Source organism: Pedobacter sp. P26 (genome assembly GCF_050632135.1).
Classification (GTDB): domain Bacteria; phylum Bacteroidota; class Bacteroidia; order Sphingobacteriales; family Sphingobacteriaceae; genus Pedobacter.
The window spans coordinates 1,464,299-1,486,602 of sequence record NZ_CP192574.1 but is presented as its reverse complement, the minus strand read 5'-3'; the positions used below and the strand labels follow the sequence as shown (position 1 = coordinate 1,486,602).

Annotated in this window: 15 protein-coding genes and 2 pseudogenes; 13 read left to right on the top strand and 4 right to left on the bottom strand. The window is 38.5% G+C overall.

Features of this window, described 5'->3' with window-relative positions:
• Nucleotides 1-6 precede the first annotated feature (6 nt).
• Nucleotides 7-690, top strand: a complete 684-nt coding sequence (locus ACQ86H_RS06945) for an XAC2610-related protein (protein ID WP_138818103.1) — start codon at nt 7-9, stop codon at nt 688-690.
• Nucleotides 691-780: 90 nt separating this feature from the next.
• Here the strand turns inward: ACQ86H_RS06945 and ACQ86H_RS06940 are convergent, their stop codons facing one another.
• The 4 genes and pseudogenes from ACQ86H_RS06940 to kbl all read right to left on the bottom strand — a co-directional run bounded on the left by ACQ86H_RS06940 (nt 781) and on the right by kbl (nt 4,143).
• On the bottom strand, nt 781-1,356 hold the full coding sequence (locus ACQ86H_RS06940) for a TetR/AcrR family transcriptional regulator (RefSeq protein ID WP_138818104.1): 576 nt from the start codon (nt 1,354-1,356) through the stop codon (nt 781-783).
• Between the two features lies 1 nt (nt 1,357).
• Nucleotides 1,358-1,768, bottom strand: a complete 411-nt coding sequence (locus tag ACQ86H_RS06935; protein ID WP_138818105.1) for a hypothetical protein — start codon at nt 1,766-1,768, stop codon at nt 1,358-1,360.
• Nucleotides 1,768-2,808 carry a phenylalanine--tRNA ligase subunit alpha gene (gene pheS / locus ACQ86H_RS06930; RefSeq protein WP_121283580.1) on the bottom strand — a complete coding sequence of 347 codons (1,041 nt, stop codon included), beginning with the start codon at nt 2,806-2,808 and terminating at the stop codon, nt 1,768-1,770. The genes ACQ86H_RS06935 and pheS overlap by 1 nt, the downstream gene beginning before the upstream one ends.
• A gap of 148 nt (nt 2,809-2,956) precedes the next feature.
• Nucleotides 2,957-4,143 (bottom strand): annotated as a pseudogene (gene kbl, locus ACQ86H_RS06925) (glycine C-acetyltransferase).
• Nucleotides 4,144-4,384: 241 nt separating this feature from the next.
• Here kbl and ACQ86H_RS06920 point away from each other — a divergent pair.
• The 12 genes and pseudogenes from ACQ86H_RS06920 to ACQ86H_RS06865 all read left to right on the top strand — a co-directional run bounded on the left by ACQ86H_RS06920 (nt 4,385) and on the right by ACQ86H_RS06865 (nt 22,148).
• Entirely contained in the window at nt 4,385-5,680 is a 1,296-nt protein-coding gene (locus ACQ86H_RS06920) for a DUF5686 and carboxypeptidase regulatory-like domain-containing protein (RefSeq protein WP_431294264.1), read from the top strand.
• A 2-nt stretch (nt 5,681-5,682) separates the two neighbouring features.
• Nucleotides 5,683-6,831, top strand: a complete 1,149-nt coding sequence (locus ACQ86H_RS06915) for a DUF5686 family protein (protein WP_431295353.1) — start codon at nt 5,683-5,685, stop codon at nt 6,829-6,831.
• A gap of 256 nt (nt 6,832-7,087) precedes the next feature.
• Nucleotides 7,088-8,023, top strand: coding sequence for a rhodanese-related sulfurtransferase (locus tag ACQ86H_RS06910; RefSeq protein ID WP_431294263.1), 936 nt, complete (start codon nt 7,088-7,090; stop codon nt 8,021-8,023).
• A 231-nt stretch (nt 8,024-8,254) separates the two neighbouring features.
• On the top strand, nt 8,255-11,134 hold the full coding sequence (locus tag ACQ86H_RS06905; protein WP_431294262.1) for a ligand-binding sensor domain-containing protein: 2,880 nt from the start codon (nt 8,255-8,257) through the stop codon (nt 11,132-11,134).
• Nucleotides 11,135-11,497: 363 nt separating this feature from the next.
• Nucleotides 11,498-14,512 carry a SusC/RagA family TonB-linked outer membrane protein gene (locus ACQ86H_RS06900; protein ID WP_138818110.1) on the top strand — a complete coding sequence of 1,005 codons (3,015 nt, stop codon included), beginning with the start codon at nt 11,498-11,500 and terminating at the stop codon, nt 14,510-14,512.
• 11 nt (nt 14,513-14,523) lie between these two features.
• The gene (locus ACQ86H_RS06895; protein ID WP_431294261.1) at nt 14,524-16,008 is read left to right on the top strand and encodes a RagB/SusD family nutrient uptake outer membrane protein; all 1,485 of its coding nucleotides are present in this window, start codon (nt 14,524-14,526) and stop codon (nt 16,006-16,008) included.
• Nucleotides 16,009-16,030: 22 nt separating this feature from the next.
• Nucleotides 16,031-16,855: a LamG domain-containing protein gene (locus tag ACQ86H_RS06890; RefSeq protein WP_431294260.1), complete on the top strand. Its 825-nt coding sequence runs from the start codon at nt 16,031-16,033 to the stop codon at nt 16,853-16,855.
• A 49-nt stretch (nt 16,856-16,904) separates the two neighbouring features.
• Nucleotides 16,905-18,595, top strand: a pseudogene (locus ACQ86H_RS06885) (glucoamylase family protein).
• A 15-nt stretch (nt 18,596-18,610) separates the two neighbouring features.
• Nucleotides 18,611-19,969 (top strand): glucoamylase family protein, encoded by a 1,359-nt coding sequence (locus tag ACQ86H_RS06880; RefSeq protein WP_431294259.1) that lies wholly within the window; start codon nt 18,611-18,613, stop codon nt 19,967-19,969.
• Nucleotides 19,970-20,027: 58 nt separating this feature from the next.
• Nucleotides 20,028-20,429: a hypothetical protein gene (locus ACQ86H_RS06875; RefSeq protein ID WP_138818114.1), complete on the top strand. Its 402-nt coding sequence runs from the start codon at nt 20,028-20,030 to the stop codon at nt 20,427-20,429.
• 13 nt (nt 20,430-20,442) lie between these two features.
• Nucleotides 20,443-21,522 (top strand): family 43 glycosylhydrolase, encoded by a 1,080-nt coding sequence (locus ACQ86H_RS06870; protein ID WP_431294258.1) that lies wholly within the window; start codon nt 20,443-20,445, stop codon nt 21,520-21,522.
• Between the two features lie 14 nt (nt 21,523-21,536).
• A complete protein-coding gene (locus tag ACQ86H_RS06865) occupies nt 21,537-22,148 on the top strand; it encodes a discoidin domain-containing protein (protein ID WP_431295352.1) in 612 nt (203 codons plus the stop codon).
• The last annotated feature ends 156 nt before the right edge of the window (nt 22,149-22,304 follow it).

Sequence of the window (22,304 nt, the reverse complement as noted above, 5' to 3'; positions counted from 1 at the left end):
CATTTAATGAAAAGTTTAATCATCTTTTGCGGTATTTTAATGATAACCAATACTTTAAAAGCACAGTTTAAATTCTTAGCCAATAACAGTTCTGATCAATATAAGGCCAAAATTTTTGTTGATAAATGTGAAGGGAATGCTTGTAGCGGAAAAGCCACTATTATTGTTTACGACAAGGTGAGAGACCGTGAAATTGATACTTTTCATTCAGATGGCCTGGAGTTTGGTTTAACTGAAACACAGAATGCTAAACTTGGATGGCTGGAACTAGGCAAATATCAAACCCCTTTAATTTTCGGTGATTTTAATTTCGACGGCCTTGAGGACCTTGCCATCAGAAATGGTAGTAAAGGTGCTTATTCGAGTCCATCTTATGATGTTTATTTAGCAGCAGCTGAAAACAAGTTTCTATTGAACAATGAACTTACCAAACTGGCCAGTGAAAACTTAGGTATGTTTGATGTAGATAAAAAATTAAGACAGGTATCAATCCACCAAAAGGACGGTTGCTGTTTTGACAAAACCATCAACTACAAATTTGACGCTAAAAAGGCACCATACGAAGACTCATCGGTAATTGAAGATTCGAGCATTGCCGACTATGTTACCGTAATTACCCAAAAACTGGTTGATGGCAAAATGAAAAGAACCGTGCAAAAATTTAAGATGAAAGATTATTATAATCAATAGCCGACCACAGATGCACACAGATAAACAAGGATTTCTATCTGTGTTCATCCTTTTTTATCTGTGATTAATTATACAGAGCTTAATTGCTTTTTAAAGTGCTGCTTTTACCAAAAACGGCAGTATTTCTTTCTGGAAACTTACAAAGTTCTTACGCACATCTGAATCGCTAACTGAAGTAAATGCAAATGAAAACACGATACTTTTACTTGCTTTTAGCAAAAAGGCTAAGCCTTCTCTTCTTGCAGGATTATTCTTAAAGTTATCCAATTGTAAATAAGCGGATAAAAGTAAGGCTTCAAGCTGATCTGATAAATGTTTTAAAAACTCCTGCGAATTTGCGTTTTCACGAACAAAATCCCAGCCGATAAATTCATTACACGCGGTAAATGATAAGCGGCTTGTTTTCATCACCAGTGCTTTTAAGTGCTCTTCTTCTGAAGCGTAACTTACTTTATTGTGCAGTATTTCGTAAAGGTTCTGATCCAGATAATCCATCAGAATACTATCTAAAACCTGCTCTTTGCTCTCAAAATATTTGTAAATAGTAGCTTTAGCGATACGGGCCTTTTTTGCAATTTCGTTTACACTGGTTTTATGGTAACCATATTTTCTAAATAGTTCTTTGGCAGCCTTTTTTACTGTTTCTTTTATTTTTTCAGCTTCCATTTTAATTGCTTACGTGTAATAGTGTGTTGCCTTGCAAAGAAATATTATAGGCTTTTAGACTTCTTTCGGCAGGTGCTTTTTGTGGACTTCCATCGAGCAGTGAGAATTTAGCTCCGGAACAAGGGTCGGTTGCTGTTACACCACTATCATCGGGTGCTACCTTGCAGATCTTCTCCGGATTTACTGTGCTACAGCGATCGAAGGCGACATATCCTCCAAGTGGTGTTTTTACGATTAGTAATCCACCTACTCCGTTGTTCGAAACTACCAGGACATTATTTACTGCTTTTAAGCTAAATTCAGTTATCGTTACATTATAATTTACTGGCACATCAGGAATGTAACCTTGATCTTTACCACAACCTGTAACAATTAGCAGTACAAACAATATACTGAATAAATATTTCATCATTAAATTAAAGCAGATTTAAATTGCTTTAAGAAACGTGCATCATTCTCAGAGAATAAGCGCAAATCTTTAATTACATATTTCAGATTGGCGATACGTTCTATTCCCATTCCGAATGCAAAACCACTGTATTTTTTTGAATCAATTCCACAGTTTTCCAAAACATTTGGATCTACCATACCACAGCCCAGAATTTCTACCCAACCACTGTATTTACAAAACTGACAGCCGGCACCTTTACAAATGGTACAAGAAATATCCATTTCTGCAGATGGTTCGGTAAAAGGGAAATATGACGGACGGAAACGTACTTTGGTACCTTCTCCGTATAATTCCTGAACGAAATAAAACAAAGTCTGCTTTAAATCGGCAAATGAAACATTTTCATCAACATACAAACCTTCCACCTGATGGAAAAAACAGTGTGCACGGGCAGAAATAGCTTCGTTACGGTAAACACGGCCCGGCATAATTGCTCTGAATGGTGGCTGACCTTGCTCCATCATGCGTACCTGTACCGAAGATGTATGCGTACGTAAAGCAATATCGCCTTTCTCTCCACCTTTTTTAATAAAGAAAGTATCCTGCATATCTCTGGCAGGATGCTCTTCAGGGAAATTTAGTGCCGAGAAATTATGCCAATCGTCTTCAATTTCAGGACCCTCTGCTACCGTAAAACCAAGTTTTGCAAAAATCTCGACAATTTCTCTTCGTACTAAGGCTAAAGGATGGCGTGAACCAATCTCGAAACCTTCGCCAGGTAAAGTTAAATCCAATTGCGAATTTTCACTTTTAGTATCAGTGCTTTCGGTTGACTCTTTTAAAGTCTGATATTTTGATTCTGCAAGCTGTTTAAATTCATTTAAAACCTTGCCCAACGATCTTTTTTCTTCAACAGAAACAGATTTGAATTCGTCGAAAATTTCTTTTATAATGCCTTTGCTTCCTAAATATTTAATGCGGAATTGCTCTAACTCGTCTGCTTTTTCAGTTACGAAAGCATTAATTTTATCGGTATATTGTGTTATTTTGTCCTGTAACATGGCTTCAAATATACAGCAAATTATCTAATATTTTTAAGGTAAACGGGTTCAAATAATCTGTTTACAATACCATTATAAAAGAAAATGAACCCATAAAGCACAAAAGCCGCTTAATGCGGCTTTTGTAATTATAGCAGATTTATAAGTTTTAAATTACGCCTAATTCTTTACCCACCTTGGTAAACGCAGCGATTGCTTTATCTAAGTGATGTTGCTCGTGCCCGGCTGATAACTGTACACGGATCCTTGCTTTGCCTTGAGGTACCACCGGGTAAAAGAAACCGATTACATAAATGCCTTCTTCCAACATTTTCGCAGCAAATTGTTGGGCAGTCTTGGCATCATATAACATTACAGGGACAATGGGGTGGAAACCTGGTTTAATATCAAAACCAGCCTCGGTCATTTTCTCACGGAAATATTTGGTATTGTTTTCTAATTTATCTCTCAATGAGGTGGTTTCGCTCAACATATCCAATACCGCAATTGATGCACCTGCAATAGCCGGAGCAAGAGTATTAGAAAATAGGTAAGGACGTGAACGCTGACGCAGCATGTCGATAATTTCTTTTTTCCAGAAGTAAAACCTCCTGATGCACCACCTAAAGCTTTACCTAAAGTACCGGTAATGATATCAATACGGTCGATCACATTGAAATGCTCGTGTGTTCCACGACCATTTTTACCGATAAAACCAGTACAGTGTGATTCATCAATCATGATCAATGCCTCATATTTATCTGCTAAATCTGCAATTTTATCTAGCGGAGCAACAGATCCGTCCATAGAGAAAGCGCCATCGGTAACAATAATCCTATGTCTGCAATCTTTAGCTGCAATTAACTGCTTTTCCAGATCTTCCATATCGGCATTTTTATAACGGAAACGCTGTGCTTTACACAATCTAACACCATCTATAATTGATGCATGGTTTAACTCATCAGAAATAATAGCATCTTCAGCATTAAACAATGGCTCAAAAACTCCACCGTTTGCATCAAATGCAGCAGCATATAAAATGGTATCTTCAGTACCTAAAAATTTGGAAATCTTAGCTTCCAGTTCTTTGTGCACATCTTGTGTTCCACAGATAAAACGTACTGAAGACATTCCATAACCATGATCATCGATTGCTTTTTTTGCCGCTTCTATCACTTTTGGATGAGAAGAAAGTCCTAAATAATTATTTGCACAAAAGTTAACTACTTCAGCACCACCACTTACTTTAATGTCGGCACCCTGAGGTGTAATAATTATACGTTCGCGTTTAAATAATCCAGCGTTTTCGATTTCTTCAAGTTCCTTTTGCAGAACAGGTTGTAATGTTTTATACATGGCCTTTTTATATGGTTGTTTTGACGTCAAAGTTATAAAAAAAGTATTTTATAACCTAAAAAGGCAATTTTACTCCATTATTTTGCAGATAAACTTTTGACTGATCAGGGGATCTTCGTGATATTATTTTTAAAAACTATCTATCCAGATTATTTTTTTTCGATCTTAACAAACTTTAACATACACCTATGTGTATATAGTCTTAAAGTTATTCGATCTTTATAGCTTACTAATCTAACGTATGATAAGAATTTGCGCGCTCCTGTTTTTTTGCGGCCTCACCAATTTTGCATTTGCACAACATTTTACAGTTACTGGCACAATTAAAGATACGAACGGACAACCTGTTCCATTTGCATCGGTTTATTTAAAAAGCACTACTTCGGGAACCTCTGCAAATATTGACGGAAAATATTCGATTAAGCTGAAAAGCGGTGAGCATACCTTAAGTTTTAGAGCTGTAGGTTACAAACAGCAAGAGCATATTGTAAATGCCTCAGCAGATCTTGTGCTTAATGTAACGCTAACGGCAGAAAGTTATACTTTAGACAACGTAAATATCAGGGCCAATGCCGAAGATCCGGCTTATGCCATTATCCGTAAGGCCATTAAACAAAGAAAAACACATTTAGAGGAGGTTAAAGTTTTCAGTTGTGATGTTTACATTAAAGGAGTGCAAAGATTAAAAGGTGCACCAAAAAAATTCTTCGGGCAGGATATACAAAAAATTTTAGAGCTGGATACTAACCGAAAAGGCATTATATACCTATCAGAATCGCAAAGCAAGTTCAATTTCAGAAGGCCAAATGATGTGCATGAAGAAATGATCTCATCAAAAGTCGCTGGCAGGAACAACTCATTCAGTTTTAACAAGGCATCTGATCTGATCATCAATTTTTACGATAACTACCTGCTCGAAAATAAATTAAGTTCAAGAGGATATATTTCTCCAATTGCAGACAATGCACTCTTCTATTATAAATATAAGTTACTGGGCGAAAGCAAGGAAAACGGAGAAATTATCCATAAAATAGAAGTGATTCCCCGCCGTGAAAACGATCCTGTTTTTAGGGGGATTATCTATATTATTGACGATAGCTGGAGAATTTACAATACAGATGTTTACCTGACCAAAAACGCAGGTATCAACTTTATCGATACACTGAACATCAGCCAGCAGTTTACCAAAGTGAATGAGGTTTACATGCCTACGGCTATTAATTTTCAATTTGCAGGTAATGTGCTGGGATTTAAAATAGCCGGTTATTATGTGGGGATTTATAGTAATTATAATCTGGACCCTAAATTTCCAAAAAACTTTTTCAGTGGAGAAATCTTAAAAGTTACTGAAATGGTGAACAAAAAAGATTCCGTTTACTGGAAAAATAACAGGCCTATCCCTTTAACGGAAGATGAAAAAATCAATTATGTAAAAAAAGACAGCATAGCGAAGCTAAAAGAATCGAAAAAATATCTTGATTCTCTTGAAAGAGAAAACAATAAATTTGGTATTGGTAAGCTTTTACTCAGGGGGTAAGTATTAATGATCGGTATGACAAGGAATATTGGAATTTCGACCCCGTATTAAAAGCTATATTCTACAATACTGTTGAAGGATTTGCCATAAAATATGGTGTTACCTACCGAAAGGATTTTGAGAATAGAAGATCTTATTCTATCCGACCTGAGTTGAGATACGGATTTGCTAACAAGAGGCTTACCGGAAGCTTAACCGGAAGCTATTATTACAACCCGCTTAAACGGGCCAGTGTAGGTGCATCGTTCGGAAACGGAGTCTTCGACCTGAACAACCTGGGCTCTATGACACAGCTGGGCAACACTATTAACTCATTATTTTATGAGAAAAATTTCGCCAAGTTTTACGAAAAGAGTTTTATAAATATCAATACCACCCGCGAACTGGCCTCAGGCCTTCAGGGAAGTGTGGCTGTAGATTACAACCGGAATAAAAGCCTCACCAATAACTCAAAGTTTAAATTTATAGATGCGAAAGACCGCGAATTTACATCAAACAACCCTTTTAACCCAACCGAAGACACACCGCTTTTCCCAACCTACAATTCTTTCAGCGCAACAGCAAGTTTAACCTATACTTTTGGGCAAAAATACATTACCCGTCCGGATGGTAAGTTTTACACAGAATCAAAATTTCCTAAAATTACGGTATTATATAAAAAAGGATTTAATGGTGTATTAAACAGCGATGTTGATTACGATTTCGTGAAGCTTGAGGTTTCTCAGGACAGGATCGGATTTGGATTATGGGGTTACACCTCATTTTTGGCAGGTGTAGGCAAGTTCCTGAACAACAAAAACATGTATTACCCTGATTTCAAACATTTCGCAGGTAACATTTCCACCATATTTCCTCCTAATTTAAGGAAATTTCAATATTTAGATTTTTATCAGTTCAGTACCAACCAACAATATTTCGAAGCGCATTTGGAGCATAATTTTGCAGGTTTCTTTATGAATAAAATTCCATTGTTGCGCAAAGCTAAACTGGAAGAATTTATCGGTGGTGGTTATTTATCCTCACCTGAAAAAAGAAATTACAAAGAATTTTATTTTGGTATTCAACGCCTGGTACTGCGGGCAAGTTATGGTTTCGCTTATGATGGCGGAACTAAGTTAACCCAGGGTTTTAGGATATCTTATGGCTTCTGATAAGGTGTAGGGTATAAGGTGTAAGGTCAATGTCATTAAGTTTAAGCCATTGGCACAGGTGAAAATAATTTAACCACAGATAAAAAGGATGCACACAGATATAAAAATTCGTGTTTATCTGTGCAAATTTGTGGTTAAAAAACCTATATTCTGAAAACAGGGGTTAAAAACCTTCCACCTTAAGCCTTCTACCTTCCACCTTTTTTATTATCTTTGCCCCGCTTTAAACGCCGTTTGCAACGGTATCAACAGCGTTATGAAAAAATATCAAACACTACTTTACTATTGCTATAGTTACATAGCGGAGGCAGAACAATTTGCTGCCGATCATCTTAGATTTTGTAAATCCTTAGATCTTGTTGGGCGTATTATCGTTGCCGACGAAGGTTTAAATGGTACCGTTTCCGGTACTGCTGAAGCATGCAAAGCCTATATGGAAGCGATACATGCTGATGAGCGGTTTGCCAAAACAGAATTTAAAATCGATAATGTAGAAGAACCTTCTTTCCTGAAAATGCACTGCCGTTACAAATCGGAAATTGTACATTCTGGTTTAAGGGATACTTCGATTATTGATCCAAACAAACAAACGGGTAAACATTTGGAGCCGGTAGATTTCATGAAAATGAAAGATGATGAGGATGTCATAATCCTTGATGTGCGTTCTAATTACGAACATAATCTAGGTAAATTTAAGAATGCAGTAACGTTGGATATCGAAAATTTCCGCGATTTCCCTGAGCAGATTAACCAGCTTGCCCAATATAAAGACAAAAAAATATTAACCTATTGCACTGGAGGTATTAAATGCGAAAAAGCATCTGCCCTATTATTGCACCATGGTTTTAACGATGTATACCAGTTGCATGGCGGTATTATCAAGTATGGTAAGGAAGCCGGTGGAAAGGATTTTGAAGGCAAATGTTATGTTTTCGATAACCGCATTGCTGTTGATGTGAACGAGGTAAACCCTACCATTGTTTCGGTTTGCTATAACTGTGGTAAAACTACACCAAAAATGATCAACTGTGCCAATCCGGAATGTAACGAGCACATTACCCAATGCGATGAGTGTGGCGAAGAACTTCAGGGCTGCTGCTCAACAGCATGCACTACTAATCCGCGTAAACGCCCTTACGATGGCACGGGTTACTATGTAAAAGTTCCGCAGCCGGTAGCGGTGAAAGGCTAAAGTGATTAAATAGACGGGTCGTCATCTCGACTGAAACGCAGTGAAATGGAGAGATCTATTGAGATAGATTTCTTGACTTCGTTGCACTCCGCTCGAAATGACGGCAATTTTACGAACTATTGAAATTTTGATCTTTTCGCGCCTGATTCCTTGACATCTACTACTGCTCACCTATATTAAACAATTTTTCACTTACTTTGTGTAATAATGGCTTTATCGAGTAACCATTTTATGCTAAACTATTTCCGTTTTTTATTACTGCTTTCCTGTTTTACAATAAGTGCCTATGCATCAGAAATTAAAAGCATTGGTGTACCCTATATCGAAAATTACCCTAAAGCTGTTTATTCATCAGGGAACCAGAATTGGAGCATAGCAAAAGATAATAAAGGGGTGATGTACTTCGGCAACGCAGAAGGGTTATTAACTTTTGATGGCCGTTACTGGCAGAAATACCAGATGCCAAACCGGCAGATTGTTAGAGCGGTAGCTACAGATAACAAAGGAAGGATTTATACCGGCGGTTTTGGCGAATTTGGTTTCTGGGCGATTAAAAACAACAAATTAAGCTACAACTCGCTCATCAATTTATTACCAAAAGGCATTGAAATAAATGACGAGGTTTGGAAAATTTATGTAGATCAGGACCGGGTCATCTTTCAGTCTTTCTCCAAAATATTTATTTATAAAAACAATAAAATCGAAGTGGTAAAATCGCCGTCTTCTTTTTTGTTTTTACATAAAGTACGTAATAAGTATATTATTGAAGTGCTTGAAAAAGGTTTATTCGAACTGGTTGGCAATAAATTAATCCACATTCCGAATAGCGAAAAGCTGGGAAAAGAAGGTATTCTGTCCATTCTTCCCTATAAAACTGACGGACTTATTATTGGCACCAGTAAAAACGGTTTATTTACTTACGACGGGAAAGATTTTGCGCCCTTAAACACTTCAGCTAATAGCTATTTAAAAACCTATCAGCTTAATAACGGGGTAAGTTTACTCGGCAAATATTTCGCTTATGGCACTATCCTCAATGGGTTGATTATTATCGACGAAAATGGAAGGGTTGTTCAGCGGATCAACAAATCGAGCGGTTTACAAAACAATACGGTTTTGAGTTTATACGCCGATAATGAACAAAACCTATGGACCGGGCTTGACAATGGAATCGACCGGATAGAATTAAATTCGCCCCTATACTTCTATTTTGATAAAACCGGCCAGTTTGGAACGGTATACTCCAGCATTATTTTTAACAATAAAATTTACCTTGGCACCAATCAGGGCTTATTTTATAGTGAGTGGTCGCCTGATAATTTACTGCCTTTTAATTTTCGGTTGATCCCAAATTCGCAGGGACAGGTGTGGGAACTGACCATTATTGATAACGAACTGATTTGCGGCCACAATAGCGGTACATTCAAAGTAAATGGTGATCAAATTAACTGGTTATCCAGATCTGCTGGCGGGTGGACAATCAAAAAGCTAAACTCCAACCCAAATTACCTCGTTCAAGGTACTTATACCGGACTTTCGCTCTTTACAGAGTCTCCGGGTTCGGGATTAAAATTTGTAACAAAGATTGCAGGATTTGATGCGCCATCGAGATACGTAGAGCAAGATAATAAAGGTGATATCTGGGTAGCACATGCCTATAAGGGTTTATACAAATTGAGTTTAAGCCAAAATTACAGCAACGCTACCAGCGTTAAATATTTCGACGAAAAGAACGGTCTGCCCGGCAATTACAACATCAATATATTCAATTTAGAGAACAAAATTGTGTTTTCTTCTGATGCGGGTTTTTATACTTATGATGAGTTAAGTGATAAATTTACCAAGTACGCAGCGTTGAATAAAGAGCTCGGTTCATTTCAATCCTCCAATAAAATTATCAATGCTGGCGGCAAAAAATATTGGTTTATCAACCACGGTAAAACGGCCCTGGTTAATTTTAGTGAACCGGGCAAGGTAGAGATCGATTCCAATCAATTCAGTATTCTGGATGGCCGCATGGTACAATATTATGAAAACATCAGCCGCATCAGCAACGCGATTTACCTAATTAGTGTGGATGATGGCTTTGTCATTTATAACCCGACTGCGCAACTCAACCAGCAGAAACAAAAACTTCCTGCCGTTTTGATCAGGCGTGTAGAAGATATTACCGATAAATTTTCGCTCATTAGCGAAGCCGGAAACAGCGAAGAAGCAACAGAGATTCAGAACAACCGTAATAATATCCGTATTTCTTACGCACTGCCCTATTACCGTCAGGCCAAGGTTAAATACCAGATTTACCTTGAAGGTTACTCCCGTACCTGGTCTGACTGGAGTTATGCCACCGAAAAAGATTTCACTAATTTAAGCGCTGGAAACTATGTTTTTAAGGTTAGAGCAAAGATAGATGACAGTACGGTGAGTGAAGAAACCGTTTATAAGTTTACCATTTTGCGCCCATGGTACCTGAATAACTGGGCCATACTACTTTATGCCATTCTTTTTGTGACCGTATTGATTGTGGGGAAGAAAATTTATGAAAGGAAGCTGCAAAGGGATAGTCAGAAAATCAGCGAGCGCTTGCAGGCCGAACAGGAAGAAATATTAAGGCAGGAAGCAGAAACGAATGAGAAACAGATCATCAAGCTTCAAACAGAGAAACTTCAGGCAGAACTGGCTTCAAAAAACAGGGAACTGGCCAATTCTGCCATGACATTAGTCTATAAAAATGAGCTACTCCAAAAATTGAGCGACGAGATCACCAAGTTAAAGGATGAAAATGGCAAGAAACTTTCTGACGATCAAACCCGCAAAATTCAGAAAGTTATCAACGACGGCATGAACGATGAGCGCGATTGGCACCTGTTCGAAAATAGCTTTAACGAGGCGCATGAAAGTTTCTTCAAGAAATTAAAATCACAGCATCCCGACCTTGTTCCGAACGACTTAAAGCTCTGCGCTTACCTTAGGATGAATATGAGCAGTAAAGAAATGTCGTCGTTATTGAATATTAGTTTACGTGGGGTAGAAATCCGCAGGTACCGCTTACGCAAGAAGCTGGAAGTACCCCATGATAAAAACTTAACTGAGTTCCTGATGGAGCTTTAATATTACCTCGAGAAACAGATTTTAAGTCAAACTTCTTCAATAACCAGCCTCTTGAACGTTTGCATAAAAAATGGTTTTGACGCTTTTTTATATTATATCATTAAATAACCACTACATCATTACCTCTCACAGCTGTTTTTATCACCCCACAAAACACTTAGTGTTAATTGTACACTTGTGCGTATGTTAATATTATGTTAAAATCGAAAAAAATGCATTTTTAGCCTAAAATCGCATTTGGTTTATTTAGTTGAGATACCTCACAGTACCTGATGATGTATTAATGTAGAGGTAAAAACACTTGCACATCAGCAAAAACAACCTCACATTTAACTAACAATTAAACTAAATTTATAATAAAGCATGAAAAGAATCTTTACAAGACTTTCTGTTCTCGCTGCATTTTGTTTGCTAACAATTAACGTAGCATTAGCGCAAAACGTTACCGTGAAAGGTAAAGTAATTGATGGGGGTGACAAAACTCCATTACCAGGCGTATCTATTTTAATTAAAGGCACACAAACTGGCACACAAACAGATGTGAACGGCAACTACTCCCTTAGCGCGCCGGCCAACGCCACATTGGTATTTAACTTTGTAGGTTATACAGCACTTGAGCAGGCTGTAAATAATCAAACAACAATTAATGTATCATTAGCATCATCAACACAACAATTAGAGCAAGTTGTGGTTGTGGGTTATGGTACACAAAGAAAAATTGATGTTACTGGATCGGTTGGGACGGTAAAGGGCGAGGATATTTCTAAGCAGGCATCAGTAAATGCAATCAGTGCCTTACAAGGCAAGGTTGCGGGTGTAACAATTACGAATAATGGTGCACCGGGCTCATCTCCACAAATCACCATTCGTGGTACAGGAACAATTTACGGAAACACAGGCGTTTTATATGTGGTTGATGGCGTTTGGTACGATGATATCAGCTTTCTAAACCCTGCTGATATTGAAAATTTGAGTATTTTGAAAGATGCTTCCTCGCAGTCTATTTATGGTATCCGTGCAGCAAATGGCGTAGTTTTGATTACCACTAAAAGGGGAACAAAAGGTCAGGCGGCTATTACCTATAATGGATCTGTGGGTTACAAGGCTGTAACCAATCAGATAAAAATGGCCAATGCAACTGAATATGCAACATTAATAAATGAATTATCTGCATCAACCGGGGCACCTAATTTATTTGCCAATCCGGCAAGTTATGGAGAAGGTACAAATTGGTATAACCAGGTATTTAGAAATGCATTACAAACCAATCATCAGTTATCTGTAAATGGTGGAGGTGATAAATCGACGTATAATTTCTCTTTGGGTTATACCAATGAAGATGGAATTGTAAAAAAACAAAACTATCAGCGTTATACGGCAAAATTATCAAACGATTTCCAGATACTGGCCCCTTTAAAAATAGGTTATACTGTTTCTGGTACAGCCATCAAATCAAATGATATTCCTTCAACCATATTCCGTCAACTGTATGCCGCAGGTCCGGTAGTTCCGGTATATTATGCTGATGGAACTTATGGCGATGCCAACGATTTCAGCTTGGGAGGTGGTAATAATTTTAACCCTCAGGCAACAATAGATTTTTTCAATCAAAAATCTTTAAATTACAGGATTAATGGAAATGTATATGCAGAACTGACAATTGCCAAAAATTTCACCTTTAAAACAAGTTTAGGTGGAGATTTTGGACAAAATGAAGTAAGGGCATATATTCCGGTATATAAGGCTACTCAAGGCCAGCAAAGTACACAAAGCCAACTTGATGTTAATCGCGAAGAAACCAGAAACTGGATCATTGAAAACACCCTGACATACAAAAATACTTTTGGTGCCCACAATTTAACAGTATTGGCAGGTCAGACTGCACAAAGAAGAAAATCTTATTTCTTAAACGCAACAGCATTTGATGTGCCATACTCAAGTGATGGCGATCTTTACTTAACCTTAGGTAATGCAGATAAGCGTTCGGTTACAGATGGTGGTGCTTTAACAACTTATGCTTCATATTTCGGAAGGATAAATTATTCTTTCAAAGATCGTTACCTGTTAAACGCAACACTTCGTGCTGATGCTGCCTCACAGTTTTTCGGTGGAGGAGATCTTTGGGGTTATTTCCCTTCAGTAGGTGCCGGCTGGGTAATTTCTCAGGAAGATTTTATGAAAGACCAAACAGTCTTTAACAATCTAAAGTTAAAAGCTTCATGGGGTAAGGTAGGTAATGCAGGTGTGCCAATAAACCCAACCACATTAACAGTTACGCAAAATGGTGGCTATGTATCAATTTTTAACGGGGTAGCTTATACAGGTAAAAACGTAAGTACTTTAGTTCCTTCTTTTTTAAACTGGGAGCGCACTACCGGAACCGATATCGGTTTTGAAGCTGCATTCTTAAAAAACAGGTTAAACATCGAAGCCGGTTTTTACAATAAGAGAACCGAGCAGGCCATTTTCGAAATCCCGGTTTTAACATCAATTGGTACCAGTTCAGGTAATCAGATCGGCAATCAGGCTGATTTTCAGAACCGTGGTTTTGAATTTTCTGCAACGTGGAGAGATACAAACGAATCAGGCCTCGCTTACTCAATTAGCGGTAATCTTGGTTATAACAAAAACAAGGTTTTATCCGTTGTAACCGGTAACAACCCAATTTATGCAGGCGGTGCAGGGCTTTCAAATGGTGGCCTTGCTACACGTACCATCCAGGGTGGTGCAATAGGAGAATTTTATGGCTACGAAGTTGCCGGTATTTTCCAAAATGCTGCTGAAATTGCTGCTTCAGCACAAAAAGGAGCTAAACCGGGCGATTTTAAATACGTAGATACAGATGGTAATGGAATTATTAATGGTAATGACCGTATTGTGTTAGGCAATCCAAATCCAACTTATTCTTACGGTTTAAGCGCAAATTTAGCTTACAAAAATTTCGATCTTACTGTTGATATCCAGGGTTTAGCTGGTGTTAAAGTTTATAATGCAAATATCGCATCCCGTTTTGGTAACGAAAACTTCACCAAAGATTTTTATGATAACAGATGGCATGGCGAAGGCACTTCTACCACCTACCCTTCCGTTAATTTAGGAACAACGGCCAACTCAGCTCCTAATTCATTTTATGTAGAAGACGGATCTTATATCCGTTTAAGAAATGTACAGTTAGGTTACACTCTTCCATCATTATTGGTGAGTAAGTGGAAAATGCAAAGACTCCGTTTCTTCCTCGATGCACAAAACCCGGTAACGCTTTTTGGTTACAAAGGTTTTACTCCTGAGGTTGGTGGTACCCCTACAAATGCAGGTATTGATGCAAATGTTTATCCGCTTCAGGCCACATACAGATTTGGTGCTCAAGTTACTTTTTAATCACAACGAAAATGAATTACAAAAATACTTATATACAAAAGATCGGGATGCTAACCATCTGCTCCTCTCTTTTAGTAATGTCTGCATGTAAAAAAAGTTTTTTAGATGTAGATCCACAGGCAAAACAACCTGCAGTAACCTTTTGGAAAACGGCCGATGATGCAACCTCTGCAGTAAATTCTATTTATGGTAACCTGAGAAACTGGGCCAACACTGCGTTTCCAGCCCTTGCAATCGAAAGTATTGGAAGTGATGAAGCGGAAAAAGGCAGTAGCCCGAACGATTCTAGTTATATGAATGAATATGATCAGTTTACTGCTTCTTCTACCACAATCCAATTAAATGGTTTTTGGGAAGGCCAGTATCAGAATATCAATTTATGCAACCAGGTATTGGATAATGTTCCGGGAATAAATATGGATGCCAGTCTTAAAGCCAGATATCTGGCAGAAGCAAAATTTGTTCGTGCCTATTCTTATTTCAGATTAGTACGTGCATTTGGCGATATTCCTTTACGCTTAAATGTACCTAAAGATCCATCTGAGTTTAACATTCCAAGAACACCTAAAGCACAGGTATATGCAGCAATTGAAAAAGATTTAGACGAAGCAGCTGCAGTATTGCCTCAATCTTATCCATCTGCTGATTTAGGCAGGGCAACTAAAGGCGCAGCTTTAGCACTTCATGCTAAAGTGGCAATGTATCTTAAAAAATGGGATCAAGTATTATCACTTACCAATACCGTTATGACTTTAGGATATGATTTATACCCTAATTTCGAACAGAGTTTTCGTTTAAATCATGAGAACAATATTGAATCTATTTTCGAAATCCAATGCGAACTTTTGTTGAACAACAAAGATGCATCTAACTCACAATATAGCCAGGTACAGGGTGCCAGAGGAAACACCCCGGATACAGGCTGGGGCTTTAATGTACCAACTGCTGCATTAGAATCGGCTTACGAAGCTGGCGATGTACGTCGTGATGCAACCATCCTTTACAGGGGAGAAACTACTCCGGAAGGTGATGCTATTTCCAATACAGCAGATAATCCGATGTATAATCAAAAAGCCTATGTACCATTTAATAAAATTGTTACTGGTTTTAATCAGGGGGCTGATCAAAACGTAAGAGTAATGCGTTTTGCAGAGGTTTTATTAATGAATGCTGAAGCAGCAAACGAACAGGGAAATACAACTTTAGCACTAACTTCGTTAAACCGTGTCCGTGCGCGTGCAAGAGGTGGTGTAGCAGGTGTTGTACCCGATGTAACTACAACAGACAAAGAGACTTTACGCCAAGCAATCTGGAAAGAAAGATTTGTTGAATTGGCTATGGAATCTGATCGTTATTTTGATGTGATCCGTCAAGGACGTGCTGCTACAGTTTTTGGTCCTAAAGGCTGGAAAACCGGTAAAAACGAGGTTTGGCCAATTCCTTCTCAGGAGATTGAAAAAAGCGCAGGTACAATCACACAAAATCCTGGTTATTAATTGCTAATTTTTATAGAAAGAAATGAAAACAAAATATTTTTTATTAATGGCAACTGTAACTTTAGGGTTATCCTCCTGCCAGAAAAAATTTGATCCATCAAGTTATGCACCAGCATTAAATATTGGTGGCTATACCAGCGCAAAACAAATTGCATCAGGTAATCTTGTTTCCTACTTTGCATTTGATGGAGGCTTGATTGACAGTGCTTCTAATACTGCCGGTGTAAATACGGGTACCACATTTGGAACGGGCATTAAAAAGCAATCCTTACAGGGTGCTTTAAACAGTTATGTATTAGCAACACCATCAAACAAGGTTGCTGCTTTAAAAAGTTTTACAGTAAGTGAATGGTTTAATAGCCCAGCGCCAAGCACCGGCATTATCGGATTATTTACCTTAGCCAATACCACTCAATTTTGGGGTAATATTGAAATCTTTATCGAAAATGGAAGTACAGCAACTGATGGTAAATTAAGAATACACCTTAATCAGGGTGGCTCAGATAAAGAATATCAGGTAAATGGTGTTCAAAACCTATTCGGAAAATGGGTAAACTTAGCGGTTTCTTATGATCAGACCAGCTCAATGGTTAAGGTTTATATCAATGGTTCTAGGGTTGCTGCAATTGCTTCAACTGCAACTGGTCCGCTTGCCTTTACCAATACAGGAAAATTTGTTTTTGGTACCGTTCAATTCCAAACTACCCCAAGTCAGACTACCGGAAATACCAAACAGGATTGGGCCAGCTTTTTAACCGGACAGATTGATGAAGTTAGACTTTTTGATAAAGCCTTAACTGATGCAGAAGTAAGCGCACTTTCTATTTTAGAAGGTAGAGGAAAATAATAGTTTTCCAACGCTGAGAAAGGCAATTAATAATAAAGGGTTGTCAGTAATGGCAACCCTTTTTAACCATGTTGTAATGATAAAAATCTTCCCATATTTTTTAGTTCTTTTTCTTTTTGCAACAGCCTGCAAAAAAGGTGATACGCCTACTCCGGTTGATCCACCTGTTACACCAACATCTTTTGCTTTTAGCGATTTAAAGGTAAACGATGCTTACAGCGGTTTTACCTATTATGGTGTAAACAATAGCCCAATTATCAAAATAACATTCTCATCACCTATTAATTCTACTTCTATAAGTGGCAATGTCACACTTACCGATGCCTCCGGAACTCCGGCCGCATTCACTTCCAAATTAGAGAACAACGATAATACGGTTGTAATTACTACTACGGCATTACAGCCCATTACTAAATATATTTTAAGCGTTAATAACAATTTATCATCAAAAACCGGTGGCAAACTTCAATCGGCAGTTGCTGTAAACCTGATCACTGCTGTAGATGATGCAGATAAATTTGCCCGCATCAGCGACGATGACCTTTTAACTTTAGTTCAAAAGCAAACCTTTAAATATTTCTGGGATTTTGCACATCCAATCAGTGGCCTAGCCAGGGAAAGAAATACATCGGGTAATACTGTAACTTCAGGTGGATCGGGTTTTGGGATCATGGCCTTGGTTACCGGTATCAGCAGGAATTTCATCAGCAGGGCCGATGGATTGGCGAGGATCCAAAAGATGATATCCTTTTTAAAAACTGCCGACCGCTTTCATGGTGCCTATCCACATTGGTTGGATGGAAATACAGGAAAAGTAATTCCCTTCAGCACCAAAGATAATGGTGGTGACCTTGTAGAGACTTCATTTCTAATGGCAGGTCTAATTACAGCCCGCCAATACTTCAACGGTACTGATGCAGCAGAAGCTACGTTAAGGGCCGATATTAATACCATTTATAATGGGGTCGAATGGAACTGGTACAGAAAAGATAACAGTAGTACTCTTTACTGGCACTGGAGCCCTAATTACAATTGGGACATGAACCTGCCCGTTAAAGGCTGGAATGAGTGTTTGATCACTTATGTGATGGCCGCAGCCTCTCCTACCTCTTCGATCCCTAAAAGTGTATATGATGGCGGCTGGGCTCAAAATGGAGCAATGAAAAACGGGAACACCTATTACGGCGTCCAACTTCCTTTGGGTATAGCGAATGGTGGACCATTATTTTTTCGCATTATTCTTTCCTGGGCATCAATCCAACAGGTTTAAGTGATGCTTATGCCAATTATGAAATACAAACCAGGGCACATACGCAGATTAATTATAACTATTGTAAAGCTAATCCGCTCGGTAACTATGGTTATGGCGAAAATTGCTGGGGTTTAACGGCGAGTGATATCCCTAACGGATATGCTGCAAGTGCACCAGGCAATGATGTGGGGGTAATTGCCCCAACTGCAGCTTTATCGTCTTTTCCTTATACGCCAACAAAATCGATGCAGGCGCTAAAATATTTTTATTACAAACTTGGCAATAAAACCTGGGGAGACTATGGTTTTTACGATGCTTTCTCCCTAAAAGATCAATGGTTTGCTTCCTCTACCCTGGCGATAGATCAGGGACCGATTGTGGTGATGATCGAAAATTATAGAACCAAATTAATCTGGAACTTATTTATGTCGGCACCTGAAGTTAAAGCGGGCATGAAAAATCTTGGTTTTAGTGGCCCCAATCTTTAACATTATACATCAGCAATGAAATTTATATTCCGAAACTTCCTCTTATTATCATTTACTCTTTTTACGCTATCATCATGTGCACAGCTAAAAAAAAGTGCCTACAATCCAGATCTAAATATCAAAAAGAATCTTTCCGATATCGAATTATTGGATCTCGTTCAAAAACAAACCTTCCAATATTTTTGGGATGGTGCCGAGCCAATTTCTGGTGCAGGCAGAGAGCGTTTCCATGTAGATAACGTTTATCCTGAAAATGATAAAAACACAGTAGCTACAGGTGCAACAGGTTTTGGTTTAATGGCCATTTTAAGCGGAATTGATAGGAATTACGTAACCAAAAAAGAAGGATTAGACCGCTTAAATAAAATATTGGACTTCCTATCCAAAGCCGATCGATTTCATGGCGCGTGGTCGCATTGGATAAACGGCGAAACAGGAAAAGTACGTCCATTCGGACAAAAAGATAATGGAGGTGATTTAGTGGAGACTTCATTTGTTGCGCAGGCTTTAATCTGCATTAACGAGTATTATAAAAATGGTTCTGAACCCGAAAAAGCATTAGCAAAAAAGGCCGATGACCTTTGGAAGGAAATCGATTTTAATTGGTTCCGCAACGGACAAAACGTATTGTATTGGCATTGGTCGCCAGAGTATAACTGGGAAATGAACTTCCCGGTAAAAGGCTATAACGAATGTTTAATCATGTATGTTATGGCAGCTTCCTCCCCTACTCATACCATACCCGCCAAAGTCTATCACGAAGGCTGGGCAAGAGGAGGAGCAATTAAAGCAGATTTCGATCTTTATGGACATCATATTCCATTAGATTATCAAGGTGCAAAAAATTCTGTGGGTCCATTATTTTGGGCACATTATTCATATTTAGGTTTAAATCCTAAGGGATTAAAAGACCGCTATGCCGATTATTGGCAAAACAATGTAAACCAGACACTGGCTATATACGATTACTGTGTAGCCAACCCCAAGAAATTTAAAGGTTATGGCAAAAATAACTGGGGTTTAACTGCCAGTTACTCAGTTAAAGGTTATGCTGCCCATAGCCTTCAGGAAGATTATGGCGTTATCTCGCCCACAGCAGCCATTTCTTCTATCCCATATACCCCAAAAGAATCGATGAAGGTAATCAGACACCTTTACGAGGATTTGGGCGATAAGGTTTGGGGGAAATACGGTTTTTATGATGCTTTCTCTGAAACGGATAACTGGTATCCGAAAAGATATCTGGGCATTGATCAGGGTCCAATGGTAGTAATGATCGAAAACTATAGATCAGGACTGCTTTGGAAGTTATTTATGGGAAATAAAGATGTTCAAAATGGTTTGAAGAAACTGGATTTTCAGTTTCAACCATAGTATAGTGTTGCGTATAAATGTTTAGCCATCATATATTTTAAATTAAATCTACAGAACCATGAAAAAAGTAATTTTAATATTAACAGCAATGATAGGATGTGTAATCCTAAACTCAAGTTTTACTTCCATATCCAATGCTAAACATAAAACTGTAAAAGCAAAATTTGCTACTGTAAATGTAACGGCCACCAACTCAACCAGTGATGGTGTGTACGTAAGGTTAGAAAATAATACCAGTGGTGGTGCCTATGTTTTCTTTATCCAACCCAATTCTCCAAACGGAACAGTAATCGGACAGATACCAGAAAATGGCGACAGTTATACCGTAAAATTAACCTCAACTGGTGGCGCACATGATATGTGGGTTTATTGGGAGCACCAATCTCACGTTACCGGACTAAGCGTTAGCGGCATGTCGATAGGATGTTCGAGCTGCGCCAGAATAAACATTTTTAATTAATTCCCAACGAATAATGGCTAAACATTTATTCAAAATATTTTTAATAATACCCCTACTTTGCGGTAAGTTCACGGCTTCTGCACAGCAGAAAACCTATTGCAACCCCATCAATGTAGATTATGGTTATACGCCTTTCGAATCTTTTACTGAATGGGGTAAACACCGTGCCACAGCCGATCCGGTAATAGTAAATTATAAAGGTGATTTTTACCTGTTCAGCACCAACCAATGGGGTTACTGGCACAGTACCGATATGCTGAACTGGAAATTCCATGAAAGAAAATTTCTTCGCCCATGGAATAAAACCAAAGATGAACTCTGTGCACCTGGTGTGGGTATTGTTGGCGATACCATGGTGGTTTTCGGCAGCACTTATACTAAAAATTTCACCCTGTGGGGAAGTACCGATCCTAAAGGCAATAAATGGTTTCCTCTGGTCGATTCTTTAGAAATAGGCGGTTGGGATCCGTCATTCTTTACCGACGATGATGGTAAATTTTACATGTATAACGGCAGCAGTAATAATTATCCGATGTATGGTGTAGAGCTCGACCGCAAAACTTTTAAACCAAAAGGTACCCGTACACCAATGTATTTGCTCGAAAGCTGGCGCTATGGCTGGCAACGTTTCGGCGAGTATATGGACAATACCTTTCTCGATCCCTTTGCCGAAGGTGCCTGGATGACCAAACATAATGGTAAATATTATTTCCAATATGGCGCACCCGGAACCGAATTTAGCGGCTATTCGGATGGAGTGGTTGTAGGCACCAAACCGCTGTTTTACGATACACCAACAACACCACAATCCGATCCTTTGAGCTATAAAGGCGGAGGATTTTCCCGCGGTGCTGGTCACGGTGCAACCTTTCAGGACAATAACAAAAATTACTGGCACATTTCTACCAGCATTATCTGCGTAAAAAATACCTGGGAACGCCGAATGGGGATCTGGCCAACCGGTTTTGATAAAGATGATGTGATGTGGACCAATACTGCCTTCGGCGATTACCCACTTTATTTACCGGCTGAAAGAAAAGAAGGCGGACCTGCAGGGCCAGGCTGGATGCTCATTAATTATAAAAACCGGTAACCGTTTCTTCTACCCTGGGAAGCTTTAATGCCAATAATGCGGTTGACGAAAGTATTAAAACCTATTGGAGTGCCAAAACAGCCAATAATGGCGAATGGATCCAGACTGATTTGGGTAGTCTAGCAACCGTTAACGCCATACAGATCAACTATGCTGATCAGGATGCCGAATTCTTAGGAAAACAGAACGGAATTTACCACCAATATAAAATCCTTTCCTCAACGGATGGAAAAAAGTGGAGCGTCTTGGTTGATAAAAGCCAGAACAAAACAGACGTTCCGCATGATTATATAGAACTCCGGAAACCGGTAAAAACCAGGTTTGTTAAAATGGTAAACATCCACATGCCTACTGGAAAATTTGCCATTAGTGGTTTACGTGTTTTTGGGAATGGAAATGGTGAGAAACCGACAAAAGTGAAAAATCTGATCGTTTTAAGGACAGAAAAAGACAAACGCAGTGCCTACATTAAATGGGAGCCTGTTGATAATGCCTTTGCCTATAACCTTTATTACGGTACTGCGCCTGATAAACTGTATAACTGCATTATGATCCATGATTTTAATGAGTACTGGTTCAAAGCAATGGACAGCCAGAAAGCTTATTTTTTTCTATCGAAGCAATAAACGAGAATGGCGTATCGGTAAAAACCGAGGTAAAGAAAGTTGATTAAAATAAATGCTCATGCTCGTTTGTAACGAGTGTGGAAATAAAGAATTGCTTTAAGTGATTAATGTTTAAACAAAATAAAATCGTAAAGCCGTTTAGGCACTCGTTGGAAA

Bases quoted from the DNA above. Each gene is read 5' to 3' on its own strand.
- ACQ86H_RS06905 (WP_431294262.1), top strand. From the start codon at position 8,255: ATGCTAAACTATTTCCGTTTTTTATTACTGCTTTCCTGTTTTACAATA.
- ACQ86H_RS06920 (WP_431294264.1), top strand. From the start codon at position 4,385: ATGATAAGAATTTGCGCGCTCCTGTTTTTTTGCGGCCTCACCAATTTT.
- ACQ86H_RS06870 (WP_431294258.1), top strand. From the start codon at position 20,443: ATGGCTAAACATTTATTCAAAATATTTTTAATAATACCCCTACTTTGC.
- ACQ86H_RS06875 (WP_138818114.1), top strand. From the start codon at position 20,028: ATGAAAAAAGTAATTTTAATATTAACAGCAATGATAGGATGTGTAATC.
- ACQ86H_RS06880 (WP_431294259.1), top strand. From the start codon at position 18,611: ATGAAATTTATATTCCGAAACTTCCTCTTATTATCATTTACTCTTTTT.
- ACQ86H_RS06935 (WP_138818105.1), bottom strand. From the start codon at position 1,768: ATGATGAAATATTTATTCAGTATATTGTTTGTACTGCTAATTGTTACA.
- ACQ86H_RS06910 (WP_431294263.1), top strand. From the start codon at position 7,088: ATGAAAAAATATCAAACACTACTTTACTATTGCTATAGTTACATAGCG.
- ACQ86H_RS06900 (WP_138818110.1), top strand. From the start codon at position 11,498: ATGAAAAGAATCTTTACAAGACTTTCTGTTCTCGCTGCATTTTGTTTG.
- pheS (WP_121283580.1), bottom strand. From the start codon at position 2,808: ATGTTACAGGACAAAATAACACAATATACCGATAAAATTAATGCTTTC.
- ACQ86H_RS06895 (WP_431294261.1), top strand. From the start codon at position 14,524: ATGAATTACAAAAATACTTATATACAAAAGATCGGGATGCTAACCATC.
- ACQ86H_RS06940 (WP_138818104.1), bottom strand. From the start codon at position 1,356: ATGGAAGCTGAAAAAATAAAAGAAACAGTAAAAAAGGCTGCCAAAGAA.
- ACQ86H_RS06890 (WP_431294260.1), top strand. From the start codon at position 16,031: ATGAAAACAAAATATTTTTTATTAATGGCAACTGTAACTTTAGGGTTA.
- ACQ86H_RS06945 (WP_138818103.1), top strand. From the start codon at position 7: ATGAAAAGTTTAATCATCTTTTGCGGTATTTTAATGATAACCAATACT.